General features: G+C 60.9%; 22 protein-coding genes. 13 read left to right on the top strand and 9 right to left on the bottom strand.

The genetic code is table 11. The features are described 5' to 3' along the window. Positions 1–43 precede the first annotated feature (43 nt). Together GA0061100_RS24900 and GA0061100_RS24895 are read left to right on the top strand one after the other, a co-directional pair. Positions 44–235 (top strand): CsbD family protein, encoded by a 192-nt coding sequence (locus GA0061100_RS24900; protein ID WP_075855517.1) that lies wholly within the window; start codon positions 44–46, stop codon positions 233–235. 142 nt (positions 236–377) lie between these two features. Continuing rightward, the gene (locus GA0061100_RS24895; protein WP_075855516.1) at positions 378–1,433 is read left to right on the top strand and encodes a zinc-binding metallopeptidase family protein; all 1,056 of its coding nucleotides are present in this window, start codon (positions 378–380) and stop codon (positions 1,431–1,433) included. Positions 1,434–1,559: 126 nt separating this feature from the next. Here the strand turns inward: GA0061100_RS24895 and GA0061100_RS24890 are convergent, their stop codons facing one another. The 4 genes from GA0061100_RS24890 to thrC are packed head-to-tail and all read right to left on the bottom strand — an operon-like array spanning position 1,560 to position 7,850. After that, positions 1,560–4,472, bottom strand: coding sequence for an EAL domain-containing protein (locus GA0061100_RS24890; RefSeq protein WP_075855515.1), 2,913 nt, complete (start codon positions 4,470–4,472; stop codon positions 1,560–1,562). Then, a complete protein-coding gene (locus GA0061100_RS24885) occupies positions 4,469–5,083 on the bottom strand; it encodes a GNAT family N-acetyltransferase (RefSeq protein ID WP_075855514.1) in 615 nt (204 codons plus the stop codon). The genes GA0061100_RS24890 and GA0061100_RS24885 overlap by 4 nt, the downstream gene beginning before the upstream one ends. Before the next feature lie 50 nt (positions 5,084–5,133). Next, entirely contained in the window at positions 5,134–6,432 is a 1,299-nt protein-coding gene (locus tag GA0061100_RS24880) for a M16 family metallopeptidase (protein WP_075855513.1), read from the bottom strand. A gap of 20 nt (positions 6,433–6,452) precedes the next feature. Then, entirely contained in the window at positions 6,453–7,850 is a 1,398-nt protein-coding gene (thrC, locus tag GA0061100_RS24875; protein WP_075855512.1) for a threonine synthase, read from the bottom strand. A gap of 313 nt (positions 7,851–8,163) precedes the next feature. Here thrC and GA0061100_RS24870 point away from each other — a divergent pair, with 313 nt between their 5' ends. Beyond that, a complete protein-coding gene (locus GA0061100_RS24870; protein WP_075855511.1) occupies positions 8,164–8,784 on the top strand; it encodes a hypothetical protein in 621 nt (206 codons plus the stop codon). Positions 8,785–8,893: 109 nt separating this feature from the next. Here GA0061100_RS24870 and GA0061100_RS24865 read toward each other — a convergent pair whose 3' ends face one another. Then, positions 8,894–9,586 carry an HAD family hydrolase gene (locus tag GA0061100_RS24865; protein ID WP_075855738.1) on the bottom strand — a complete coding sequence of 231 codons (693 nt, stop codon included), beginning with the start codon at positions 9,584–9,586 and terminating at the stop codon, positions 8,894–8,896. 243 nt (positions 9,587–9,829) lie between these two features. Between GA0061100_RS24865 and GA0061100_RS24860 the strand changes: the two genes are divergently transcribed. From GA0061100_RS24860 to GA0061100_RS24850, 3 genes are all read left to right on the top strand, one after another. Further along, complete coding sequence (locus GA0061100_RS24860) at positions 9,830–10,498, top strand: GntR family transcriptional regulator (protein WP_075855510.1); 669 nt, start codon at positions 9,830–9,832, stop codon at positions 10,496–10,498. 264 nt (positions 10,499–10,762) lie between these two features. Continuing rightward, positions 10,763–11,353 (top strand): biotin transporter BioY, encoded by a 591-nt coding sequence (locus GA0061100_RS24855; protein ID WP_075855509.1) that lies wholly within the window; start codon positions 10,763–10,765, stop codon positions 11,351–11,353. After that, positions 11,350–11,775: a DUF1284 domain-containing protein gene (locus tag GA0061100_RS24850; protein ID WP_075855508.1), complete on the top strand. Its 426-nt coding sequence runs from the start codon at positions 11,350–11,352 to the stop codon at positions 11,773–11,775. The genes GA0061100_RS24855 and GA0061100_RS24850 overlap by 4 nt, the downstream gene beginning before the upstream one ends. A gap of 98 nt (positions 11,776–11,873) precedes the next feature. On the opposite strand, the gene GA0061100_RS24845 is transcribed toward GA0061100_RS24850, so the two are convergent. Further along, positions 11,874–12,599: an ArsR/SmtB family transcription factor gene (locus GA0061100_RS24845; protein WP_075855507.1), complete on the bottom strand. Its 726-nt coding sequence runs from the start codon at positions 12,597–12,599 to the stop codon at positions 11,874–11,876. Positions 12,600–12,671: 72 nt separating this feature from the next. Between GA0061100_RS24845 and GA0061100_RS24840 the strand changes: the two genes are divergently transcribed. The 3 genes from GA0061100_RS24840 to GA0061100_RS24830 all read left to right on the top strand — a co-directional run bounded on the left by GA0061100_RS24840 (position 12,672) and on the right by GA0061100_RS24830 (position 14,633). After that, the gene (locus GA0061100_RS24840; protein WP_075855506.1) at positions 12,672–13,001 is read left to right on the top strand and encodes an NIPSNAP family protein; all 330 of its coding nucleotides are present in this window, start codon (positions 12,672–12,674) and stop codon (positions 12,999–13,001) included. After that, the gene (locus GA0061100_RS24835; RefSeq protein WP_075855505.1) at positions 12,998–13,345 is read left to right on the top strand and encodes an antibiotic biosynthesis monooxygenase family protein; all 348 of its coding nucleotides are present in this window, start codon (positions 12,998–13,000) and stop codon (positions 13,343–13,345) included. The genes GA0061100_RS24840 and GA0061100_RS24835 overlap by 4 nt, the downstream gene beginning before the upstream one ends. Before the next feature lie 157 nt (positions 13,346–13,502). Further along, positions 13,503–14,633, top strand: coding sequence for a site-specific DNA-methyltransferase (locus tag GA0061100_RS24830; protein WP_075855504.1), 1,131 nt, complete (start codon positions 13,503–13,505; stop codon positions 14,631–14,633). A 175-nt stretch (positions 14,634–14,808) separates the two neighbouring features. Here GA0061100_RS24830 and GA0061100_RS24825 read toward each other — a convergent pair whose 3' ends face one another. From GA0061100_RS24825 to mutY, 3 genes are read right to left on the bottom strand one after another with little or no spacing between them, the layout of a single operon-like run. After that, complete coding sequence (locus tag GA0061100_RS24825) at positions 14,809–15,174, bottom strand: nuclear transport factor 2 family protein (RefSeq protein ID WP_075855503.1); 366 nt, start codon at positions 15,172–15,174, stop codon at positions 14,809–14,811. Between the two features lie 4 nt (positions 15,175–15,178). Further along, positions 15,179–15,793 carry an HAD family hydrolase gene (locus tag GA0061100_RS24820; protein WP_075855502.1) on the bottom strand — a complete coding sequence of 205 codons (615 nt, stop codon included), beginning with the start codon at positions 15,791–15,793 and terminating at the stop codon, positions 15,179–15,181. Continuing rightward, positions 15,790–16,905, bottom strand: coding sequence for an A/G-specific adenine glycosylase (mutY, locus tag GA0061100_RS24815; protein WP_143525531.1), 1,116 nt, complete (start codon positions 16,903–16,905; stop codon positions 15,790–15,792). The genes GA0061100_RS24820 and mutY overlap by 4 nt, the downstream gene beginning before the upstream one ends. Positions 16,906–17,000: 95 nt before the next feature. On the opposite strand from mutY, the gene GA0061100_RS24810 reads away from it, so the two are divergent. The 4 genes from GA0061100_RS24810 to GA0061100_RS24795 form a co-directional block, all read left to right on the top strand. Further along, positions 17,001–17,495, top strand: a complete 495-nt coding sequence (locus tag GA0061100_RS24810) for a DUF721 domain-containing protein (RefSeq protein ID WP_075855737.1) — start codon at positions 17,001–17,003, stop codon at positions 17,493–17,495. Positions 17,496–17,663: 168 nt separating this feature from the next. After that, a complete protein-coding gene (locus tag GA0061100_RS24805; protein ID WP_075855500.1) occupies positions 17,664–18,353 on the top strand; it encodes a DsbA family protein in 690 nt (229 codons plus the stop codon). Positions 18,354–18,497: 144 nt separating this feature from the next. Beyond that, entirely contained in the window at positions 18,498–21,959 is a 3,462-nt protein-coding gene (locus tag GA0061100_RS24800) for a chromosome segregation SMC family protein (protein WP_075855499.1), read from the top strand. Positions 21,960–22,111: 152 nt separating this feature from the next. Further along, the coding region (locus GA0061100_RS24795) for a transposase (RefSeq protein ID WP_143525530.1) at positions 22,112–22,373 on the top strand (262 nt) is incomplete at its 3' end.

The following is a 22,373-nucleotide window of genomic DNA, read 5'->3' as shown; positions in this document are numbered from 1 at the left end:
GAGCGATGGCAATGTCGCTGTCGCAGCCAAGGAGGCGTCAGACATGAGCAGCACGACCGACAAGGTGTCCGGCAAGGTGAACGAAATCGCCGGCAAGGCCAAGCAGATGGCCGGCAAGGCAACCAACGACAAGGAAATGCGCGCAAAGGGCACTGCCCAGGAAGCCAAGGGCAAGGTACAGACCGCCGTTGGCAAGGCCAAGGATAAGGTCAAGGGCGCGGTCGACCGGATGTGAACGGCTGCTGTTTTGTCAGTCCATGGTCGCTGCTCCGTCTGAATTGACGTCGAAGTGGCGATGTTGGGAGGAAGAGCCTGTTACGGAAACGTGGCAGGCTCTTTAATATTGAACGTGGGGCAATCATCCTTTGCGAGGGGGTATGCGGCTTTTCACCTGCGACCATTGCGGCCAGCCAGTGCATTTCGACAACAGGCAATGTATCCGCTGCGGACATCAGCTCGGCTTCGCCCCGGATCGCTTGGTGATATACGCCTTGGAAGCTGAAAATGATGCGAGTTGGCATCCGGTTTCCGAACCGACACGGCAGGTTCGTTTCTGCGCCAATGCCGAACTCGATATCTGTAATTGGCTCATCGATGCGGATGATCAGCAATCTTATTGCGTTGCCTGCCGCCATAATCGAATGGTGCCGAACACCGATACAGAGCAGGGCATAGATCGTTGGCGCCGCATCGGACAGGCGCAACGGCATCTGTTTTATTCTCTGTTGCGCTGGAACCTGCCGCATCCCGACCGGGCGGAGGACCCGCAAGGCGGGCTGGTATTCGATTTCCTTGAGGACGAAGTGCAGGGTGGCAGGGTTGTCCCGGCCATGACCGGCCACGAGGAGGGACTGATCGCCATCCGCGCGGCCGAGGCCGACGATGTGACGCGCGAACAGGCGCGCACCTCGATGAACGAGCCCTATCGCACTTTGCTCGGCCACTTCCGCCACGAGACCGGCCATTTCATCTGGAACAAGCTTGTGCGCGATCGCGGGCAGTTCGATACATTTCGCGTCGTCTTCGGCGACGAGCGGGTGGACTACGGCGCCGCACTTCAGGCTCATTACGACAATGGCCCGGCTGCAAACTGGCAGGACAGCTTCATTAGCGCCTATGCCAGCGCGCATCCGTGGGAGGATTTCGCCGAGTGCTTCGCGCACTATCTCCACATTGTCGACACGCTGGAAACGGCACGGTCATTCGGCCTGGCAATCGATCCGCTTCGCTATCACGACATGGCTGCAGAGGTGGACTTCAATCCCTATAAGGCAGAAAGCGCCGAGCAGCTCGTCAGCGCATGGATCCCTTTGAGCGTAGCGATCAATTCCATCCAGCGCAGCATGGGGCAGCCGGATTCCTATCCTTTCATTCTCTCGCCGCCGGTGGTCGCGAAGCTCGACTACATAAGGGAAGTAATTGACGGTCGGTGATCATTACCCTCCCCCTTGAGGGGGAGGGTCGGAGCAACGCTCTGGGGTGGGGTGATTTCCGAGCGGAGTCACCCCCACCCGCGCGTTCCGCGCGACCTCCCCCTCAGGGGGAGGTGGATCTTGTTGTTAGGCGCGCTTCGTCAGCGGAAAGCGTTCTTTCAACAGACGGATCACCGAATCCGACCCCATCGGCGGCCCGAAGATAAAGCTCTGGCCGTAGCTGCAGCCGATCTTGGCGAGCTCCAGCGCGTCCTCTTCCGATTCGATGCCCTCGGCAACGACGCGCATGTTGAGTTCGCGCGCCATGGAAATGACCGAGCGCAGCAGGACCGCCTTCTTGTCGCTATCGTCGCGGACCATGGCCTTGTCGAGCTTGATCGTATCGAAGGGGAAGCGGGTGAGATAGGCGAGCGAAGAATAGCCTGTACCGAAATCGTCCAGCGCCAAGCCGATGCCGGCATCTCGCAGCTTGTCGAGCACGAGGCGGGCCTGTTCCGGATTCTCCATCACCTGCGATTCCGTCAGCTCCAGCTTGATGCGGTGCGGATCGCAATGGGTCTTGGCAAGCAGGGCGCGGATATCGTCATAAAGCTCGTTGTTGAGCAACTGCACGCTGGAAAGATTGATGGAGACGAACAGCGGCAGGTCACCGGTCTGTCGTTGCCACGCCTTCAGATCGTTCGTCGCCTGCTCCAGTGCGAACATGCCGAGCGGGCCGATGATGTCGGAGGCTTCGGCGATCGGAATGAATTCCGATGGCGGAATATTGCCGCGCTTCGGGTGCTCCCACCGCATCAGCGCCTCGAAGCCTGCAACCTCTGCATCCTCAAGCCGAACGATCGGCTGATAGACGAGCGAGAGTTCCTTGCGTTCGACGGCACGGCGCAGATCGGTTTCGAGCTGCAGCCGGTCGGTGCCGAAGCTGCGGAACGCCGGCTGGAAGGGCTCGACGCGATTGCCGCCGGCGCGCTTGGCGCGGTACATGGCAAGCTCCGCATCGCTCAGCATACCCGCCGCATTTTCCTGCTGGTCGACCCACGATGTCAGACCTACGGACGCGGTCAGAATGATCTCGCGATTGGCGAAATTGATCGGCACCATGATCGCCTTGCTGATCGCATCGGCGAAGTCCGCGACCTTGGCGGGATCGCGTTCGGAAACGAGGATAAGGCCGAACTGGTCGCCCGAAAGACGCGCCAGCGTATCCTGCGGCTTCATCAGGCGGCGAAGACGCCTCGTCAAAGCGATGAGAATATTGTCTCCCGCCGCGAAGCCGAGCGTATCATTGACGAGCTTGTAGCGGTCGATGTCGATGACCATCACCGTCGGCCGCAATTGATTTCCATCGGAAGCCAGTGTGAGAACGGCCTGCAGACGATCGAGGAAGACCTGGCGGTTCGGCAATCCTGTCAGATTGTCGTGCACGGCATCATGTAGCAGCCGCTCGACCGAATTCTTCTGCTCGGTGATGTCGACGATCGTGCCGACGCAGCGAATGATCTCGCCGTTGGAGCCGAGCACCGGTCGGGCGCGGATCGACAGCCAGTGGAAATGACCATCTTCAGCACGAATACGGAATTCGTGATTGAGCCGGCCGCGTCGATGCTCCAAGAGCACGTCGAGCGTCGCTCGGAAGCGGTCGCGATCGTCTGGATGCAGCCGCGGCAGCCAGTTGCGCGCAGCTCCATGCATGGTGCCGGGCGAAAGGCCGAGCTTCATCGAGATATCGGGCGTCGTCACGACACGGTCGCGCGCCACGTCCCAATCCCAGACGGTGTCGCCGGAGCCTGTCAGCGCCAGGGATTGTCGTTCCAGATCGGAGAACAGACCTTGCTGGAAAGCGCCGCCAGCAAAGGCGTGCTGCATGACGGTGAAGCCGATCAGCAGGACGATGAGCACGAGGCCGCCGCCGAGCGCCGGCTGGATGATGTCGTTGTCGAGCTTGCCCATGACCGTCATCCAGGCCCCGAACAGCCAGACGAGGATCAGTGCCCAGGCGGGCACGAGCAAGATCGCGCGGTCATACCGGCTGAAGCCGAGATAGATGATGAGCAGCAGGCCGGCCGTTGCCGTCAGCGCCAGCGATAGTCGCGCAATGCCGGCTGCAATCGACGGATCGTAGATCGCAACGCCGAAGAGCAGGGCGAGACCGAGCACCCAGGCAAGCGTCACATAGCCGAGATGCGCATGCCAGCGATTGAGGTTGAGATAGGTGAACAGGAAGATCACCAGGCTCGACGCGAGCGCCACCTCGGCACAGGCGCGCCATATTCGCTGGTCGCTTGATGTTATGCTGATGAGCTTGCCGAGGAAGCCGAAGTCGACGCAGATATAGCCGAGTACCGCCCAGGCAAGCGCTGCCGTCGCCGGCAGCATCGAGGTTCCCTTGACCACGAAAAGGATCGTCAGGAACACCGCCAGCAGGCCGGCAATGCCGAGCACGATGCCACGATAGAGCGTGAAGGCGTTGACCGTATCTTTGTAGGCGTTCGGTTCCCAAAGATAGAGCTGCGGCAGGTTCGGCGACGAAAGCTCGGCAACGAAGGTGACGACGGCACCGGGGTTCAGCGTGATGCGGAAAACATCGGCCTCGTCACTCGGCTGTCGATCGAGCGCGAAACCTTCGCTCGGCGTGATCGCGACGATGCGCTGCGAGCCGAGATCGGGCCAGAAGACCTTCGAATTCACCAAGCGGAAATGCGGGGCGACGATGACACGCTCAAGCTGCTCTTCGGAAACGTTGGCGAGTGCGAACACTGCCCAGTCGCCCTGATGGTTCGGCGAGGTGGAGCGGACTTCGATGCGGCGGCGGATGCCATCGGCACCGGCGGCCGTTGAGACCTGAAAGGCCTCGCCCTGGTTGGTGTAGATTTCCGTCGTCGCCGTCAGGTCGAGGGCGGTATCGTCGCGTGAAATCTTAACGGGCTCGGCTGCGTTCGCCAATCCGGCGATCAGGAACAGCATTGCGGCCGCGAGCGTTGCGATCAGTGCGGACAGCCGCCGGGCCATCGGCCACGTCTGCATCACTCCGGCGATCATCGCTGGTCGAAGCTTCGGTTCGGGTTGGTATCGGATGCCAACCTTGAAAACATCACATGGTCGCGCCACTGACCGTTGATTTTAAGATAACCGCGCAAATGACCTTCCCGCTGGAAACCGGCTTTTTCTAAAAGCCGCATGCTACGCTCGTTATCCGGAATACAGGCTGCTTCAATTCGGTGCAACTCAAGTCCGGAAAAGATATAGGGTATAACCAACTGAAGTGCGGCGAACATATGGCCCTGACCGGAGTAGCGCTCGCCCATCCAATATCCGATCATGCAGCTCTGCGCAGCACCACGGCGAATATAGCCGATCGTGATGCCGCCAACCAGCGTCATGTTTTCCCTGAGGAAAATGAAGAGCGGTATCGCCTGTCCGGAGCTGTACTCCTGCTTTCCGCGGATGATGCGCGCCCGATAAGCGCCCTCGGTCAGCTCGTCATGCCGCCAGGTCGGTTCCCACGGTTCGAGAAAGCGCCGGCTTTCCGCCCTAAGCTTGTGCCACTGATTGAAATCGGAATAGCGCGGCAGACGCAGCAAATAATTGTCGTTTTCGAGTTCAACCGCGTCCGGATGACGTGAGAGAAACCGAAAGACAGATTTTTGCATGCCGCCAAGCACTCCCCCGAGAATTGAACCCATAGGCCCGCGGCGTGCCCTTAGCCGCTTGCGCTTCTGGAGGCAGGTGCCGGCGACGACAGCGAGGTGACGATGTCCTCCATCGGTGCGAGCTGCTCCAGCGGCCCGATCGCAGAAAGCGTCGGTACTGTATCGAAGAACAGCCGGCCGGCAAGATCCGTCAGGCGTTCGATCGTGATGCCTTCCAGGCGCTCCAGCATCTCCTGGTTCGGAATGGGGCGGCCATAAAGCATCATCTGTCGGGCGACCTGGCCGGCGCGAGCGGCAGGGCTTTCCTGGCCCATCAGCAACTGCGCGCGGATCTGGGCGCGGGCGCGCTCGATTTCCTGCTGCTGGATGTCATGGGATGACTTGTGAAGTTCGTTCACGATAACGGGCAGCAGCTCCGGTAGGTTCTCGCCGCCGGTTGCGGCATGGATGCCGAAAATGCCGGTATCGGAGAAGCCCCAATGGAAGGCGTAGACCGAATAACAGAGACCTCGGAACTCGCGCACTTCTTGGAAGAGGCGCGAGGACATGCCTCCGCCGAGGATATTGGCGAGGATCTGCGAACAGTAGAAATCGCGGGTGTGATAGGCGCGACCCTCGAAGCCGAGCAGGATCTGCGCGTCCATCAGGTCGCGTGTTTCCCGGATGTTGCCGCCGATATAGCGGGCAGGTTCGATAACGGGCGGTGCGGACGGTTTGGTCGGCAGGCTGGAGAAGCGCTCCTCGACCTGCCGCACGAAGCTTTCATGATCGACCGCACCGGCCGCTACGACGAACATGCGGTCGGTCGTATAGTTGCGGCTGAGATAATGGCGGATCTGCTCCGGCGAGAAGGAGACGACGGTCTCCGGCGTGCCGAGAATGGCGCGCCCGAGCGTCTGGCCGCGATAGGCGACTTCGGAAAACTTGTCGAAGACGACATCGTCGGGCGTGTCGTTCGCGGCATTGATTTCCTGCAGGATGACCTGCTTTTCGCGCGCCAGTTCTTCCTCGTCGAAAGCGGATTCCGTCAGAATATCGGCCAGAATATCGACGGCGAGCGGCACGTGGTCCTTCAGTACGCGAGCATAGTAGGACGTGGTTTCAGTCGAGGTGGCCGCGTTGACTTCGCCACCGACATTCTCGATTTCCTCGGCGATCTGCCGGGCCGAGCGCCGTGCCGTGCCCTTGAATGCCATATGCTCGAGCAGATGCGCGATACCGTGTTCTGCTTCAGTTTCGTTACGCGAACCCGACTTGATCCAAACGCCGAGTGCCACGCTTTCGAGGTGTGGCATCGATTGGGTCGCTACTGTCAGCCCGGACGCTAGCCGGGTGCACTCCACTGTCATCGCTTGTCTTTCCGCGTCTGTTATTCGCCGGTCCGGGTATGCTTGCCGATAAAGCTTTCAACGGCTTTAAGTTCCGGATCGAGAATGTCGAAACGCTCCTCCCTGGTCATCAGACCAGCAAGCCACGTCGGAAGCGCCGGGTCAATACCGGATGCGGATTTTACTGCGGCGGGGAATTTTGCCGGGTGTGCGGTCGCAAGCGTTACCATCGGGCTCGTCGGACGCTCGTTCTTTTCCGCAATGAAGACGCCGATCGCCGTGTGCGGATCGAGCAGATAGCCTGTATCGGCAAGGGTTTTGCGGATTGTTTCGGCCACCTGCTTCTCGCTGGCGCGGCCGGCGCGGAAGTCCTTCTTGATGAGCTTCAGGGCCTCTTCGCTGATCGAAAACCCGTTCGACTGCTTCAGGCTTTCCATGGCGGCGCGCACCTTGGAGGCATCGCGGCCATTGGCCTCGAACAGCAGGCGTTCGAAGTTGGAGGAGATCTGGATATCCATCGACGGCGAGGTGGTCGCCTTGACCGAGCGCATCTCGTAACGGCCGGTCTTCAGCATGCGCGCAAGGATATCGTTTTCGTTGGTAGCGATGATAAGGCGCTCGATCGGCAGGCCCATGCGCTTGGCGACGTAGCCGGCGAAAATATCGCCGAAATTGCCTGTCGGTACGGTGAAGGAGATTTTCCGGTCCGGGCCGCCGAGCGCGACAGCGGTGGTGAAATAATAGACCACCTGCGCCATGATTCGCGCCCAGTTGATGGAGTTGACGCCGGAAAGCTTGACCTTGTCGCGGAAGGCGGCGTCGTTGAACATGGCTTTGACGAGATTCTGGCAATCGTCGAAATTGCCCTTGATCGCCAGCGCATGAACGTTCGCCGCCGTCGACGTGGTCATCTGCCGCTGCTGCACCGGCGAGACCTTTTCATGCGGAAAGAGGATGAAGATGTCGGTGCGTTCGCGGCCGGCAAAGGCGTCGATAGCTGCGCCGCCGGTATCGCCTGAGGTGGCGCCGACGATGGTGGCGCGCTGGCCGCGCTTTTCCAGCGCATAGTCCATCAGTCTCGCCAGCAGCTGCATGGCGACATCCTTGAAGGCGAGCGTCGTGCCGTGGAAGAGCTCCATGACGAAGCTGTTCGGCCCGGTCTGGACGAGCGGCGCGACCGCCGGATGCCGGAAGGTGGCATAGGCATCGTCAATCATGCCGCGGAAGACATCGGCTGGGATCTCGCCATTGGTAAAGGGAGATAGGACGGCGAAAGCGACATCCTGATAGCTCTTGCCGCGAAAGCCGCGGATTTCCTTTTTCGTCAGGACAGGCCATTCACGGGGAACATAAAGCCCGCCATCACGAGCAAGGCCGGCCAGGAGGGCGTCGCAGAAGCCAAGGGCAGGGGCTTCTCCCCGCGTTGAAATGTAGTCCACGGTCTAGAATTCCTTTGGTCGCAAAATTGCCTGAGTGATCGATTGAGAGGGTAGTGGAACGAAGCGACGGCGGCCGGTCTTTTTGCGTCGGATCAGCCGCGTGGTTTTCGCGTTTGCGCAAGGCGCGTCGGATCAGCGCCGGGCGGAGGCTGTTTGTGGCAATCTGTCGATCTCGAAAAGTGAGCCAAAACGGTGTCTACCCAATCGATTTTTCGCTGCGTCGCTGGTATAGACCATCGCCAAGTGTCATAAAAGGCCCGTTTGACAGGCTGCGGGTCGATAATGTGAAATATATGGAGAGGGTGGAATTATAGTGTTTGGCAAGGTTTCGCGTCGTCTTTTCTCCGCTTCGCTTCTGGCATTGCTGACGAGCTGCAGCACTCTTGGCATTGGCGGCAACAGTGAAAAACAGCCGGCAACGGATGTGACCGTTGCACCACAAGCCGGAGCTGCGACCGCCGCACCGACTGGCGGTCAGACCTATGTCGCCGGAAAGTGCCCGCAGGCTGTCATCCGCGATGAAGATTCGGTCTATCGCACCTACGCCAAGGGTGCCAAGGATGATGCTAACCAGCTGATCTATCAGGCTTCGCTGGCCCAGGCGACCCGTCAGTGCACCACGGACGGCACCAGCCTCGGCATTCACGTCGTGGCGCAGGGACGTCTGGTCGCAGGCCCGATGGGCAGCGCGGGCAAAGTAACCCTGCCGATCCATGTTGCCGTCATGGACAATGACAACGCGCTCTATAGCAAGACCATCATGTATACGGCGGAAATCCCGCCGGGCGAGACCACGACTCAATTCCTTTTCACCGATGACGACATTCAGGTTGCCGGCGGTTCCGGTGGCTTCACGATCGTCCAGATCGGCTTCGACCAAGGTCCGCAGAAGCCCGTTAAGGGCGCGAAGCCGGTGCGCAAGAAGCGTCACTAAGCTTTTGACCGCGACCCTCGCGTAGCGATGCGAGGGTCAGCGATGGGTTGAAAAGAAAAGGCCCCGCCAATCGGCGGGGCCTTTTCTTTTTGTCTGGATTCAATCCGTCCTAGAGGACGCCATCCCATTCGGCGAGCGCCATCACGACGCCGGGGAGATCAGCCATACGGCTGACGACGGTTTCGGCACCGGCATCGGTCAGCCTGTCGGCATGCGAAGGATAGCTGTGCGATGCGCCGGTGAAGCCGATGACGCGCATGCCGGCGGCGCGTGCCGCCTGGACGCCGTGAACCGAATCCTCGACGACGATCGCATTGGCCGGGCTCACATTCATCTGCTTGGCGCCGTGCAGGAAGATATCCGGCTTTGGCTTCACGCGGTCGGCGCCGAGATCCTTGGCGGAGTAGATATGCGGCGCAAACAGCTTGATGTAGCCGACCTTCGTCAGCATCATCTCGAGACGGGCGGAGCTGGAATTCGAGCAGATGCAGCGCGGCATAGGCAGTCGCGACAGTGCCTGCGGAACGCCTGGTATAGCCTGGACATCACTGGCAAGCTTCAGGTCGAGCAGCTTCTCGGATTTGTCGAGCAGCGATGCGGAAAGCGGGATGCTTGCCTCGCGCTCGACTTCGAACAGGATGTTGCGCCAGGTCATGCCGGCGAAACGCTCGCCCATTTCCTCGACACTGATTGGGTAGCCTGCATCGGTCAGCAGCTTCGATTCGACTTCGGCCGCTATGATTTCCGAATCGACCAGAACGCCGTCGCAGTCGAAGATGATGAGGTCGAAGCCATTGCTCATGAAATTGCTGCCTTTGATGTGGCTGGGTTCGGCACGCTCCAGGAAACCATTGGTGTTTCGGGACATGCTCTGAAAAATGACCGCCGGGCTTTACACGATATGTCGACAAAGCTCAACTAATTGGCGGGCATGGCTGCGCTGCAGTGAGCGAAAGGGTCGAAATGCGCAAAAGAGGTGATGGCCGTTGCTTGTCGCTCGACATCGGCCCTCGACATCGGATGGGCCCACCTTTAAGGATCGGCCATGGCCAAGGAGCGCGACGACACCATTGCCAGCCGCATCAGCCGGGTGCTTGCCGACCGCATCATCCGCGGCGAGATCGCGCCCGATGCGCGTCTGCGGCAGGATCACATTGCCGAGGAGTTCGGTACCAGCCATGTGCCCGTACGCGAGGCGTTCCGGCGGCTGGAAGCGCAGGGGCTGGCAATCAGCCTGCCGCGCCGCGGCGTACGCGTCGCCTCCTTCGATCTCAAGGAAGTCCGTGAGGTCGCTGACATGCGCGCAGCCCTCGAAGGCCTGGCGCTCAAGCACGCGGCCCCGCACCTGACCTCAGCCATTCTGGACGAGGCCGAACAAGCAACGCGCGACGGCGATGCCGCCGGCGACGTTCATGCCTGGGAGGAAGCGAATCGACGCTTCCACCGCCTGATTCTGGCGCCTTGCGGTATGGCGCGGCTGCTTGCCGCCATCGATGATCTGCATGCCGCCAGCGCACGCTTTCTCTTCTCTGCCTGGCAATCCGGTTGGGAGAAGCGCACGGATCACGACCATCGCGCCATTCTGGCGGCCTTACGTCAGGGCCGGGCCGATGAGGCGGCCGTGATCCTGCAGAAGCATGTGCAATGGATCGGCCGTGCCCCGGTTCGCACACCTTCCGGATCGACACGCGACGCCTTCGCAATCGTTGGCTGAAAATTATAGATAATTTTGAGGTGCCTGGCTGAACATGCGTTGAGGGCGCTGCTCTTTCGGAGTGTTGGACGCTCTGTCATTATGGCGTCTTGGTCGGCGTCCAGCTGCAGTTCGCTACGCCTCCTGGATTTTATTAGCCTTATTTTTCAACGTTATTTTGCACATGGTCGAAATATCGAGTGCTTGCCACTTGCCTGATTTCGCGATCTCTCTCATAAAATAGATGAGACTTAAAAATTATCTATAATTTTGAAAGGAGAGCCTATGTCCCTGTTGCAGCATCATGATGAAGTCGCTTTCGATCCGCTTCGTCTCGGCCAGCGTTCGCTTGTTACCAAGGCTGTGTTCGTTCTTGCGGGAACGCTGATCCTGGCGCTGGCTTCGCAAATCGCGGTGCCGATGGTGCCGGTGCCGATCACCATGCAGACATTCGCGATCACCATGATCGGTGCGCTTTACGGCTGGCGTCTGGGCGCGGTCACCGTTCTCGCCTGGCTGGGTGAAGCCGCGATCGGCTTTCCGGTGCTGGCCGGCGGGGCAGGCGGCGTTGCGCCGTTCATGGGGCCGACGGCGGGTTATCTGGCATCCTTCCCGATCATCGCCGCCCTTGTCGGCTGGCTTGCCGAGCGCGGCTGGAGCGGCAATCGCGTCGTGCGCAGTTTCCTTGCCCATCTCTCGGCCAACATTCTCTGCCTTGCGATCGGTGGCGCATGGCTTGCGGCGCTTATCGGTGCGGAAAAGGGTTGGCTGCTTGGCGTTGCGCCATTCATCCTCGGCGCCGTGCTCAAGTCGGCGCTTGCAGCTGCGGTGCTGAAGACCATCCAGGTCTATAGCGGCAAGGCGCGTCTGAATTGACCGTCAGGCTTCGCGCCCATCATCTGCTCTGCATGCTGACTTTCGTCGGTGAAGGCTATACCTCGGCCTTCACCGACAATTATCGCCGCATCGCCGAACGGCTGTCGGAAGGGGAGGAGATCAAACTGGTCTCCGGCCCCGACGATATCTGCGCGCCGCTCCTGAACGGGGAGGAGCCGCATTGCTTGAAGGCATCGGTCATCGAGCGGGATGCGGCTGCCCTTGCCGATATCGCGGCATTGTTGGGCGAGGAGATCGGCCCCGGAACCGTATTGGTGCCGGATGCCAGGCTGCTTTCCAAGCTCCGTCGGAATTTCGCCAGCGGTGAAATCCGTCACGCCTGCCTCGGCTGCGAATGGGGCGATCTTTGCAGCCGCATTGCTGACAGCAATTTCGGCGGTGTCCTGATCAAGGCAGCCTAGGGCAATTCCAGAAAAAGTGCTCAGCGGTTTTCCGTCCGGAATTGCGTGAAAACAAGGAGCTAGAGCGGTTCAGGGATTCCGTGAAAAGCTGAACCGCTCTAGGGTCCGACATCCGGTTCGGGTTGTGTGATGTCGTCACTCAACTCGAGCGGAAAAAGCGCCAGAAACCGGCGCTCGCCTTCGGGCGTGAAGAAGATCGAGCGGCTGTTTTCGGTGCGTCGCGCCCATCCCTTGTCGAGAAAATTCGAAAGCAGCGCCTTGCCAAGACTGCCGGCGAGATGCGCGCGTCTTTCGCTCCAGTCCAGGCACGAGCGGCAAAGTGGGCGACGGCTCGAACGCAATCCGGAGACATCGATGCCGATCGACCCCAAATGCTTCTCGCCCTCGGTCGTCAGGCTAAGCCCTTCGCCCATGGCCGAAATCGAACCACGTTCTATCAGGCTGTCGAGCATGCGCACGCCAAAGTCGCCGGCAAGGTGATCGTAGCAGATGCGCGCCTTGCGCAAAGCCGGTTCCTTCGGGCCGGGGCGATGACGCAGATGGCCGCGGCTTGCGGCAAAACCCATGATGCCCTCAAGCAGCTTGCCGACGCGATCGTCTGCCAGCGTGAAATAGCGATGGCGGCCCTGCTTGCGTTGCGCCAGCAGGCCGCCCGATTCGAGCTTGGAAAGATGAGCACTGGCGGTCTGCAGCGTCACGCCGGCCGCCGCCGCCAGTTCCGTTGCCGTCAACGCCCGGCCACCCATAAGCGCCGTCAAAATATTCGCTCGCGCGGGATCGCCGATCAGCGAGCCGATCTGTGCAATATCAGGACCTTCCTTCATACTTCGATCGTAACCGAACCATCTCCGTCCTGCAATGTGCGAAAACGTCTGCATCAGCAAAGGAGAAAGCCAATGATCACCTGTTTCATCCGCTATCAGATCGACCCGTTCAAGCAGGAAGCCTTCGCGGAATACGGCAAGGCGTGGGGCCAGATCATCCCGCGCAACGGCGCCGATCTCATCGGCTATTTCGCTCCACACGAGGGTTCGCTGACGACCGCCTATGGCGTCTACAACATCGACAACCTGGCCTCCTACGAGGCCTACCGCAAGAGCCTCGCCGCCGATCCGCTGGCGCAGGCCAACCTCGATTTTTCCCGCCGCGAGCGTTTCATCTTGCAGGAGGATCGTATTTTCCTGAGAAATATATCCCTGCCACATGCTCCGAGGATCTCGCCGTGATCGCAGTTATTTTCGAAGTCGTCCCGCATCCCGATGAACGTCAGCACTATCTCGACATCGCCGCAAGGCTGCGTTCCGAACTCGAAACGATCGACGGCTTCGTCTCCATCGAGCGTTTCGAGAGCCTTAGCCAACCGGGCAAGATTCTCTCTCTATCCTTCTGGCGCGACGAGGCAGCCGTTCGTGAATGGCGAAACCGCGAAGCGCACCGTGCCGCGCAGAAAGCGGGGCGGAAGACGGTCTTTGCTGACTATCGCCTGCGTGTCGCACAGGTGCTTCGCGATTACGGCATGACGGAGCGTGCCGAAGCGCCAAATGACAGCCACGCCGTACACGATATCTAGCGCTTTCAACGCGATAGCATTGTTCGGTGAGCCCCGCATTCCCGGCGGTTTCGTCGGGAATGCGGAAAATATGACGCCGCTTTAGCCTTTGGTAACCAAGTTAGGTAACCATAACACTCAGTTAAGAGCACCGAGTAAGTGTAACAGCGAGTATCAAATGGCGTCAGTTTTCCCGCTTGCCGACCTCAGGACATCAGCAGTTCCGGGGTCCTGGATCGACACGATCATCAAGGGCGATTGCGTGGCCGCTCTTGAGGCACTGCCCAATCAATCCGTCGACGTCATCTTCGCCGACCCGCCGTACAATCTCCAGCTTGGCGGCACGCTGCATCGTCCGGACCAGTCGCTGGTTGACGCCGTCGATGACGAGTGGGATCAGTTCGCCTCCTTCGAAGCCTATGATGCCTTCACCCGCGCCTGGCTGCTCGCCTGCCGCCGCGTCCTGAAGCCGACGGGCACGATCTGGGTCATTGGCTCCTATCACAACATCTTCCGCGTCGGCGCGACCCTGCAGGATTTGAACTTCTGGATCCTGAATGACATCGTCTGGCGCAAGACCAACCCGATGCCGAATTTCAAGGGCCGCCGCTTTCAGAACGCGCATGAGACGATGATCTGGGCAAGCCCGAACGCCAAGGCCAAGGGCTATACCTTCAACTACGACGCCATGAAGGCCGCCAACGACGACGTGCAGATGCGCTCGGACTGGCTGTTCCCGATCTGCAACGGCAATGAGCGGCTGAAGGGCGACGACGGCAAGAAGGTGCATCCGACGCAGAAGCCGGAAGCGCTGCTGGCCCGCGTGATCATGGCCTCGTCCAAGCCCGGCGACATCATTCTCGATCCCTTCTTCGGATCGGGCACGACGGGCGCCGTTGCCAAGCGTCTCGGCCGCCACTTCGTCGGCATCGAGCGCGAGCAGGATTATATTGACGCCGCAAGCGCCCGCATCGCTGCCGTCGAGCCGCTCGGCAAGGCGGAGCTGACCGTCATGACCGGCAAGAAGGCCGAAGTGCGCGTCGCCTTCAATACGCTCATCGAAAGCGGCCTCATCAAGCCCGGCCAGGTGCTGACGGATGCCAAGCGCCGCTATAGCGCCATCGTGCGTGCCGACGGCACGGTCGCTTCCGGCGGCGAGGCTGGCTCCATTCATCGCCTTGGCGCTAAGGTCCAGGGCCTTGATGCCTGCAACGGATGGATGTTCTGGCATATCGACGACGGCCGTTCCCTGCGTCCGATCGACGAACTCAGAGCCATCATCCGCAGCGATCTGGCAAAGGTTGAGTAGTCTCAGCTGCTAAACGGGTTCGGTTTCAAAGCCGCCCCACGGCTGCCGGACACCTCTCAGATCGATATATCCGTCTTCTTCCGTCGTGTACCTCCAGTTGGGAAGAAGGCGAGACACCCAGGGCCTTACCGGACATATTGAGCGGTAAGGCCCTGGGTGTTTTCAGTTTCGGATCTCAGAAGTATTGGTAATCGGTAACGTCGACGCGCACGACGCGGCCATCCTCGTTAAAGGTGATGGTTTCCTCGCCCTCGCGGATCAGCGGCTTGCCCGTCTTGCTGTTGGTGGCACGAACCGACCAGACGGCACGGCCGGAAAGCGGCGTCAGTGTCTCCACCAGCGAATTGGACGCGGTCTGGTCCGGATAGGTATCGAAATAGCCGCGGAAAGCTTCCATGATCGCCGCGCGGCCGGCAAGGCTGCCGACACCGTTCGAGACATAAGTTGCGTCTTCGGCGAAGAAGTTCTCAATCGCCACATAGTCGAGGCGATTTATCGCATCGTGGAACAGGTCGATACGCTCTGCGGGGTCGAAGATCATCGGCTCAAACCTTTATACCATAGGCGGCGAGATCGCTACGCAGCTTCTCGGCACCGGTGAAGTGAACTGCATGCCAGCCGGCAGCGCGCGCGCCTTCGACGTTCGGATAGGAATCGTCGATGAAGATCGTCGTGGCGGGATCGAGATCGAAGCTCTTGGCGTGGGTGTCGTAGATCGCGACATCCGGCTTGATAAGGCCGATATCGCCGGAAACCGTAACGCCGCGCGGCTTCTTGAGAAAGGGGTAGCGTTCCTGCGCCTCGCGAAACGTGTCGGAGGCGAAGTTGGTCAGCATGGTGACGTCGCGACCTTCGGCGATCAGCTGTTCCAGAATGGCGACGCTGTCGTCATAGGCGTGCGGCACCATCTCGTGCCAATATTTGCGGAAGGCGCGAATCTGCTCTTCACGCTCCGGATGGTCGGCAATCAGCAATGCTTCGGCATCTTCCCAGGTGCGGCCGCGATCCTGTTCGATGTTCCATTCGCTGGTGCACACATTGGTGAAAAACCAATCGCGCTCGGCACCGTCGGGAATGATGCGGCTGTAGGGGAGGCTCGGATCGTAGTGAAGCAGAACCCTGCCGATATCGAAAACGATGTGCCGTATTTCCGTCGTCATGAATGAATTCCTGATTTTTGCTCTAAAGGCATTTTTGCGAACGCATTCGGAATAGCCTGAGCGATCGCTTTTTTCATGACTGTCGGGAGCGCCTGCTCTTCAAGATTTGTAACCGGCGCCCACCATCCGTCATGGTTGTCCGCGTGTGAGACGGATCTCGCGCGCCAGATCGACAGCCGCAGTTCGAAATGGGTGAAGACATGCGTCACCGTGCCTGCCGGCTGCCAGTCGGCTGGGAAGGGAGCCGCCTCGCTGCCTGTTGCGCCGTCGATACGCGCCGTCCAACCCGTCGTCGGCACTTCCGTCATGCCGCCCAGCAATCCGCTTTCGATGCGACGCCGCAGGAAGATTTCGCCCTCGTCATTGACGGCGACGAAGGCCGCCCCCTGACGCACGGGCTTCTCCTTCTTGGCGGCCTTGACCGGAAAGCGCTCGGGATCATGCATGGCGAGCGCCTGACAGGCACCGTTGAAGGGACAGAGCGAACAGACCGGACGCTTCGGCGTGCAGATCGTCGCGCCGAGATCCATCATTGCCTGGGCGAAATCGCCCGGCCGTTCGGCCGGCGTCAGAAGAGTGACCTTCTGCTTCATCAGCGGCTTGGCGCCGGGCAACGGTGCCGAAATCGCATAGAGGCGGGAAATGACGCGTTCGACATTGCCGTCCATCACGGCGGCCTGGCGATTGAACGCGATGGCGGCAACGGCGGCGGATGTATAATCGCCGATCCCCGGAAGCGCGCGCAGACCTTCCTCGGTATCGGGAAAGCGGCCGCCATGATCGGCGGAGACCGCCTCGGCGCATTTTTTCAGATTGCGGGCGCGGGCGTAATAGCCCAGCCCGGCCCAGGCGGCCATGACATCGTCATTTGCCGCCGCGGCGAGATCGTCGACCGTCGGCCAGCGCTCCAGGAATTTTGCGAAATAGGATTTGACCGCCGGCACCGTCGTCTGCTGCAGCATCACTTCCGACAGCCAGATGCGATAGGGATCGGGCTTGATGCCGCGTGCGGCCATCGCTGGCGAGACGCGCCAGGGCAGGTCGCGGTGGTGTCTGTCGTACCAGGCAAGCAGCGATGCGGCCGTGGGGGATTGTAAAGTCGTCGTCATGATTTGCCGCGTCGAGGGGAAGTGCTCTATACTTGGCCAAGCTGCGTCGGGCGATCAAGGTCCAGAACGTACAAAGCGTGTGCCGGAACCCCATTGCGATGAGTTATCCCCGAAAAGGCGAGAAGCAGATATCCGAGCTGACCAACGGTATCGTTGACCCCGTGCTGGCAAAGCGCGCCGGCATCAATACGACGTTGCTCGGCTGCTGGGACGAAATCGCCGGCGAAGACTTTGCCGACTGCACACGGCCAGAAAAGATCGCCTGGGCCAAGCGAACCGGCCCGGGCATGGACGACCGCTATCAGCCGGGCGTGTTGACGATCGCCTGCGAGGGTGCTCGCGCACTCTTCCTGACCCACGCACAGGGCGAGCTCATCCAGCGCATCAACAGCTTCTTCGGCTTCTATGCCGTCAATCAGATCCGTATCGTGCAGAAGCCGGTCTCGGTCGCATCGAGACGTTCCCGCACACCGCCGCCGCTGAAGGGCGAGGCGGCGCGCAAGCTGGCTGACATGATGGACGGCATCGAGGATGAGAAGATCAGGGCCGCCGTCCAGCGCCTGGGCACGGCCATGGCCTGGAAGAGGCGATAGGGCTGGACCAAACTGCCAGTTTTTTGAATTGCGGGCAGAATTTGAGTTGTCTGTCTTTGCCAGGTCACAATTCTTTGAAGAAAGTTGGCCAACCGTGCCTTGTTAGCGGCAAGCTGCCGTTATATCGCATGAAACATTCGAAGACCTCTTTTAACGACGGGTGACTCTATGCCGATGTCTGACATGCTCTTGACCAAACGCCATCTGCTGGGCGGCTCTGCCGTTGCAGCCCTTTCCGTGGCGTTCTCTGCCTTTGCCGACACCGCATCCGCTGCAACCGCCGAAGATGAAGTGCCGCCGTCGGACGGAAACGTCGACATGAACGAAGTGCTGAAGCCCGGCCCGCTGCCGGAAATCGCGCTTGGCAAGCAGGATGCGCCCGTCAAGATCGTTGAATACATGTCGCTGACCTGCCCGCACTGCGCGAATTTTGCGGTCAAGACCTTCGACACGATCAAGCAGAAATACGTCGATACCGGAAAGGTTCTCTTCATCATCCGTGAGTTCCCGTTCGATCCGCGTGCGGCTGCAGCCTTCATGCTCGCCCGTTGCGCCCCGCAGGAACAGTACATGCCGATGGTCGAAATGCTGTTCAAGCAGCAGATCGCCTGGGCCTCGCCAGACGTCGACGGCCGTGCCGCGCTGCTCCAGATGTCGAAACTCGCTGGTTTTACTGAGGATAGCTTCACGAAGTGCTTGACGAACCAGAAGCTTCTGGATGATGTCAACTCTGTACGGGAACGCGCAGCCAAGGATTTCGGTGTCAATGCCACGCCGACCTTCCTGATCAATGGCAAGCGCTATGCAGGGGACATGTCTGTTGCCGCCATGTCGAAGCTTATCGACAGCCTGCTCTGATCCGCGCCTTTTTCGATCACAGGCGGGCGGCCGAGGTCGCGCGCCTGTGATTGCCCTCTTTGAATTCGAGTTTGGAGCGATCGCGCTTCCGATGTCGGCATTGTTGACGACCTTCTCCTCGCAGGGGAGAAGAGGGCATTGCCCATGAAATTCAACAGACTGAGACTTGTCGGCTTCAAATCCTTCGTCGAACCGGCGGAATTCGTCATCGAGCGCGGCCTGACCGGTGTGGTCGGCCCGAACGGCTGCGGCAAGTCCAATCTTGTCGAAGCGCTGCGCTGGGTGATGGGCGAGAATTCCTATAAGAACATGCGTGCTTCCGGCATGGACGACGTGATCTTCTCCGGATCGGGGAATCGCCCGGCGCGCAACACCGCCGAAGTCGGCCTTTATCTCGATAATAGTGACCGCACCGCACCAGCAGCCTTCAATGATAGCGACGAGATCCAGGTCACGCGCCGCATCGAGCGCGAACAAGGCTCGGTCTATCGCATCAATGGCAAGGAAGCGCGTGCCAAGGATGTGCAGCTGCTGTTTGCCGATGCTTCCACCGGCGCCCGCTCGCCCTCTATGGTCGGGCAGGGGCGTATCGGTGAGCTGATCCAGGCAAAGCCCCAGGCGCGCCGCCAGCTGTTGGAAGAGGCGGCAGGCATTTCCGGCCTGCATTCGCGCCGGCATGAAGCCGAGCTGCGCCTGCGCGCCGCCGAAAGCAATCTCGAGCGGCTGGACGATGTGACGTCGCAGCTCGAAAGCCAGATCGAGAGTCTGAAACGTCAGGCGCGTCAGGCCAACCGTTTCAAGATGCTGTCTGCCGATATCCGCGCCCGCGAGGCCATGCTGCTGCATATCCGCTGGGTGCAGGCCAAGGAGGCTGAGGCCGAGGCCGACAGCGCACTCAACCAGGCAACCGTGCTGGTCGCCGAAAAGGCGCAGATCCAGATGGAGGCGGCAAAGGCCCAGGGCATTGCCAGCTTCAAGCTGCCGGAACTGCGCGACGACGAGGCGAGGGCCGCTGCCGCCCTGCAGCGCCTGCAGATCGCCCGCTCGCAGCTGGAAGAAGACGTCAACCGCATCCTGCGCCGTCGCGATGAGTTGATCCGCCGCTTGGCGCAGCTGGCCGAAGACATCAGCCGCGAGCAGCGCCTTGTCGCGGACAATGCCTCCATCCTTGCCAAGCTGGATGCCGAAGAGGCTGATCTTGCAGACATCCTCGCCGATTCCGGCAGGCTTGCCGAGGAGACGCGCGTCGCCTTCGAGGAGGCCGCTGCCAAGCTCGCCGACAGCGAGCGGATTTTCACGGCTCTGACCGCAGAACGCGCCGAAGCCGCTGCCGCCCGCAATCAGCTGGAGCGCGCCATCCGCGATCTCGCCGATCGCAAGATGCGGCTGGAGCGCCAGGCCAGCGAAGCGAACGGCGAGCTTGCTGCCATCGATGAGAAGATGGCCGATTTGCCCGACCCAAGCGAAAAGCGCGAGATGGTCGAGGCGGCCGAGAATGTCGTTGCCGATGCAGAAGGCGAGATCCAGCGTGTTGAAGTGGTTCTCGCCAAGGCGCGCGAAACCGAGGCGCTGTCGCGCGGGCCGGTCGAACAGGCGCGGGCACGCCTGAATGCGCTCGAAACCGAAGCGCGCACCATTTCGAAGATGCTGGCGGCGGGTGATACGTCCGGTGCCTTTTCGCCCGTGGCCGAGGAGCTGCGTGTCGACCGTGGCTTCGAGACGGCGCTCGGTGCCGCCCTTGGCGACGATCTGGAATCCTCGCTGAATTCCGAGGCGCCGGTCTATTGGTCCGACAATGGCAGCGGTGCCAACGATCCGGCCCTGCCGGAGGGTGTCGCCCCTCTGATTACCCATGTCGGTGCGCCGGCCGCATTGACGCGGCGCCTTCGCCAGATCGGCCTCGTTTCGGCCGAAGACGCCTTGCGATTGATGCCGGACCTGAAGCCGGGCCAGCGGCTGGTGACGAAAGATGGCGCCGTGTTCCGCTGGGACGGTCATGTCACCGGCGCTGATGCGCCGAGTGCGGCTGCTCTGCGGCTTGCCCAGAAGAACCGGCTTTCCGAGCTGGAGGCTGAAGCCGAGCTTGCTCGCGACGTGCTTGTCGAGGCCGAGGAGCGCCTTTCGGCCGCCGCCGATGCGATCCGGGGCGAAGAGGGTCGTTTGGCGACTGCCCGCGACGCCAGCCGCCTTGCCGCCCGGCATCTGGCCGAGGCGCGCGAAGCGCTCGCTGCCGCAGAGCGCGCTTCCGGCGACCTCATCCGCCGCCGCGACGTGATCGTCGAAGCCGTCAGCCGGCTGCAGGAGCAGCTGGAAGATGTGGCCATGCAGGATGAAAATGCCCGTATCGAACTGGAGGATGCGCCGAACCTCGACGCCATCGATCTGAAGCTGCGTGACCAGCAGGCCGAAGTCGCGACGGATCGCGGCGTTCTGGCCGAAGCCCGTGCCCGCCACGAGGGCCTGAACCGTGAGAACGAGGCGCGTCAACGTCGTCTCCTCGCGATCCGGCAGGAGCGCGACACCTGGCGCCAGCGTGCGGCCAGCGCCGAGGAGCACATTCAGACGCTGCGCGACCGTGAAGGGGAAGCGCGCGAGGAAGCGGCCGAACTCGATCTCGCCCCGGACGAATTCGACGACAAGCGCCGCGCCTTGATGAGCGAGCTGCAGAAGGCCGAAGATGCCCGCCGCCAGGCCGCCGACCGCCTTGCCGAGGCCGAAGTCGTGCAGCGCGAGGCCGATCGTCATGCGGCAACCGCACTCTCCGAACTGGCGGAAAGCCGCGAAAAGCGCGGCCGTGTCGAGGAGCGGCTGGTGTCTGCCCGCGAACGCCGGCAGGAAAGTGAACTGCGCATTCGCCAGTCCCTCAACGTCGAGCCACATGAGGCCGTGCGCCTGACCGGACTGTCAGTCGTGCAAAACGTGCCTGACCTCCGAGAGGTTGAGCGCGAACTGGAACGGCTGAAGGTCGAGCGCGAGCGTCTCGGTGCCGTCAACCTGCGCGCCGAGGAAGAAAGCAAGGAGCTGACGGAACGGCTGCAGGCGCTGATCAAGGAGCGCGATGACGTCATCGACGCCATCCGGAAGCTGCGTGGCGCGATCCAGAGCCTCAACCGCGAGGGCCGCGAACGTCTGATCGTCGCCTTCGACATCGTCAATGCGCAATTCCAGCGCCTGTTCACGCATCTTTTCGGTGGGGGCACGGCGGAATTGCAGCTGATCGAATCCGATGATCCGCTGGAAGCGGGCTTGGAAATCCTCGCCCGCCCGCCGGGCAAGAAGCCGCAGACCATGACACTGCTTTCGGGCGGCGAGCAGGCGCTGACGGCCATGGCGCTGATTTTCGCGGTATTCCTCACCAATCCCGCCCCGATCTGCGTTCTGGACGAAGTGGACGCACCGCTCGACGACCACAATGTCGAGCGCTACTGCAATCTGATGGATGAGATGGCGGCTTCCACCGAAACCCGCTTCGTGGTCATCACTCACAATCCGATCACCATGGCCCGCATGAATCGCCTCTTCGGCGTGACCATGGCGGAGCAGGGCGTTTCGCAGCTTGTCTCTGTCGACCTGCAGACCGCCGAACGGCTGCGCGAAATCGCCTGAGGGCGTCACTGCGTACGATGATAAAACTGTTCCCGTTTCGACAAGAAATTGCTCTGTCGTCTGCCGCACAGCCCTAGGGTCCAAACCCAATCAAGCTATTGATTGAAAGTAATTCCTGTGATTCACTTCCATGATAATGGGAGTTTTTGATCATGGCAGGAGAGTTCTGGCTTAGCGATCAGCAGTGGGCATTGATTGCCCCTCTGCTTCCGACGAACCAACCCGGCGCTCACCGCACCGACGACCGTCGGGTGATCAGTGGGATCATCCATGTGCTGCGATCGGGGTGCCGATGGCAGGATTGTCCAGCTTGCTACGGGCCTTCGACAACCGTCTACAACCGCTTCCATCGCTGGTCTGCCAAAGGAATATGGCGACGGCTATTTGAAGCCGTAGTGCAAACATCTGATCGGG

Source organism: Martinezella hainanensis, assembly GCF_900094555.1.
GTDB lineage: Bacteria > Pseudomonadota > Alphaproteobacteria > Rhizobiales > Rhizobiaceae > Rhizobium > Rhizobium hainanense.
This window is presented reverse-complemented; position numbering and strand designations above follow the sequence as displayed.

Excerpts from the sequence above, each read along its gene's own strand:
- GA0061100_RS24885 (WP_075855514.1), bottom strand. The coding sequence starts at position 5,083 with ATGCAAAAATCTGTCTTTCGGTTTCTCTCACGTCATCCGGACGCGGTT.
- GA0061100_RS24805 (WP_075855500.1), top strand. The coding sequence starts at position 17,664 with ATGCCGATGTCTGACATGCTCTTGACCAAACGCCATCTGCTGGGCGGC.
- GA0061100_RS24895 (WP_075855516.1), top strand. The coding sequence starts at position 378 with ATGCGGCTTTTCACCTGCGACCATTGCGGCCAGCCAGTGCATTTCGAC.
- GA0061100_RS24845 (WP_075855507.1), bottom strand. The coding sequence starts at position 12,599 with ATGAAGGAAGGTCCTGATATTGCACAGATCGGCTCGCTGATCGGCGAT.
- GA0061100_RS24840 (WP_075855506.1), top strand. The coding sequence starts at position 12,672 with ATGATCACCTGTTTCATCCGCTATCAGATCGACCCGTTCAAGCAGGAA.
- GA0061100_RS24880 (WP_075855513.1), bottom strand. The coding sequence starts at position 6,432 with ATGACAGTGGAGTGCACCCGGCTAGCGTCCGGGCTGACAGTAGCGACC.
- GA0061100_RS24855 (WP_075855509.1), top strand. The coding sequence starts at position 10,763 with ATGTCCCTGTTGCAGCATCATGATGAAGTCGCTTTCGATCCGCTTCGT.
- GA0061100_RS24890 (WP_075855515.1), bottom strand. The coding sequence starts at position 4,472 with ATGATCGCCGGAGTGATGCAGACGTGGCCGATGGCCCGGCGGCTGTCC.
- GA0061100_RS24810 (WP_075855737.1), top strand. The coding sequence starts at position 17,001 with ATGAGTTATCCCCGAAAAGGCGAGAAGCAGATATCCGAGCTGACCAAC.
- GA0061100_RS24830 (WP_075855504.1), top strand. The coding sequence starts at position 13,503 with ATGGCGTCAGTTTTCCCGCTTGCCGACCTCAGGACATCAGCAGTTCCG.
- GA0061100_RS24800 (WP_075855499.1), top strand. The coding sequence starts at position 18,498 with ATGAAATTCAACAGACTGAGACTTGTCGGCTTCAAATCCTTCGTCGAA.
- GA0061100_RS24865 (WP_075855738.1), bottom strand. The coding sequence starts at position 9,586 with ATGAGCAATGGCTTCGACCTCATCATCTTCGACTGCGACGGCGTTCTG.
- GA0061100_RS24860 (WP_075855510.1), top strand. The coding sequence starts at position 9,830 with ATGGCCAAGGAGCGCGACGACACCATTGCCAGCCGCATCAGCCGGGTG.
- GA0061100_RS24820 (WP_075855502.1), bottom strand. The coding sequence starts at position 15,793 with ATGACGACGGAAATACGGCACATCGTTTTCGATATCGGCAGGGTTCTG.
- GA0061100_RS24825 (WP_075855503.1), bottom strand. The coding sequence starts at position 15,174 with ATGATCTTCGACCCCGCAGAGCGTATCGACCTGTTCCACGATGCGATA.
- GA0061100_RS24900 (WP_075855517.1), top strand. The coding sequence starts at position 44 with ATGAGCAGCACGACCGACAAGGTGTCCGGCAAGGTGAACGAAATCGCC.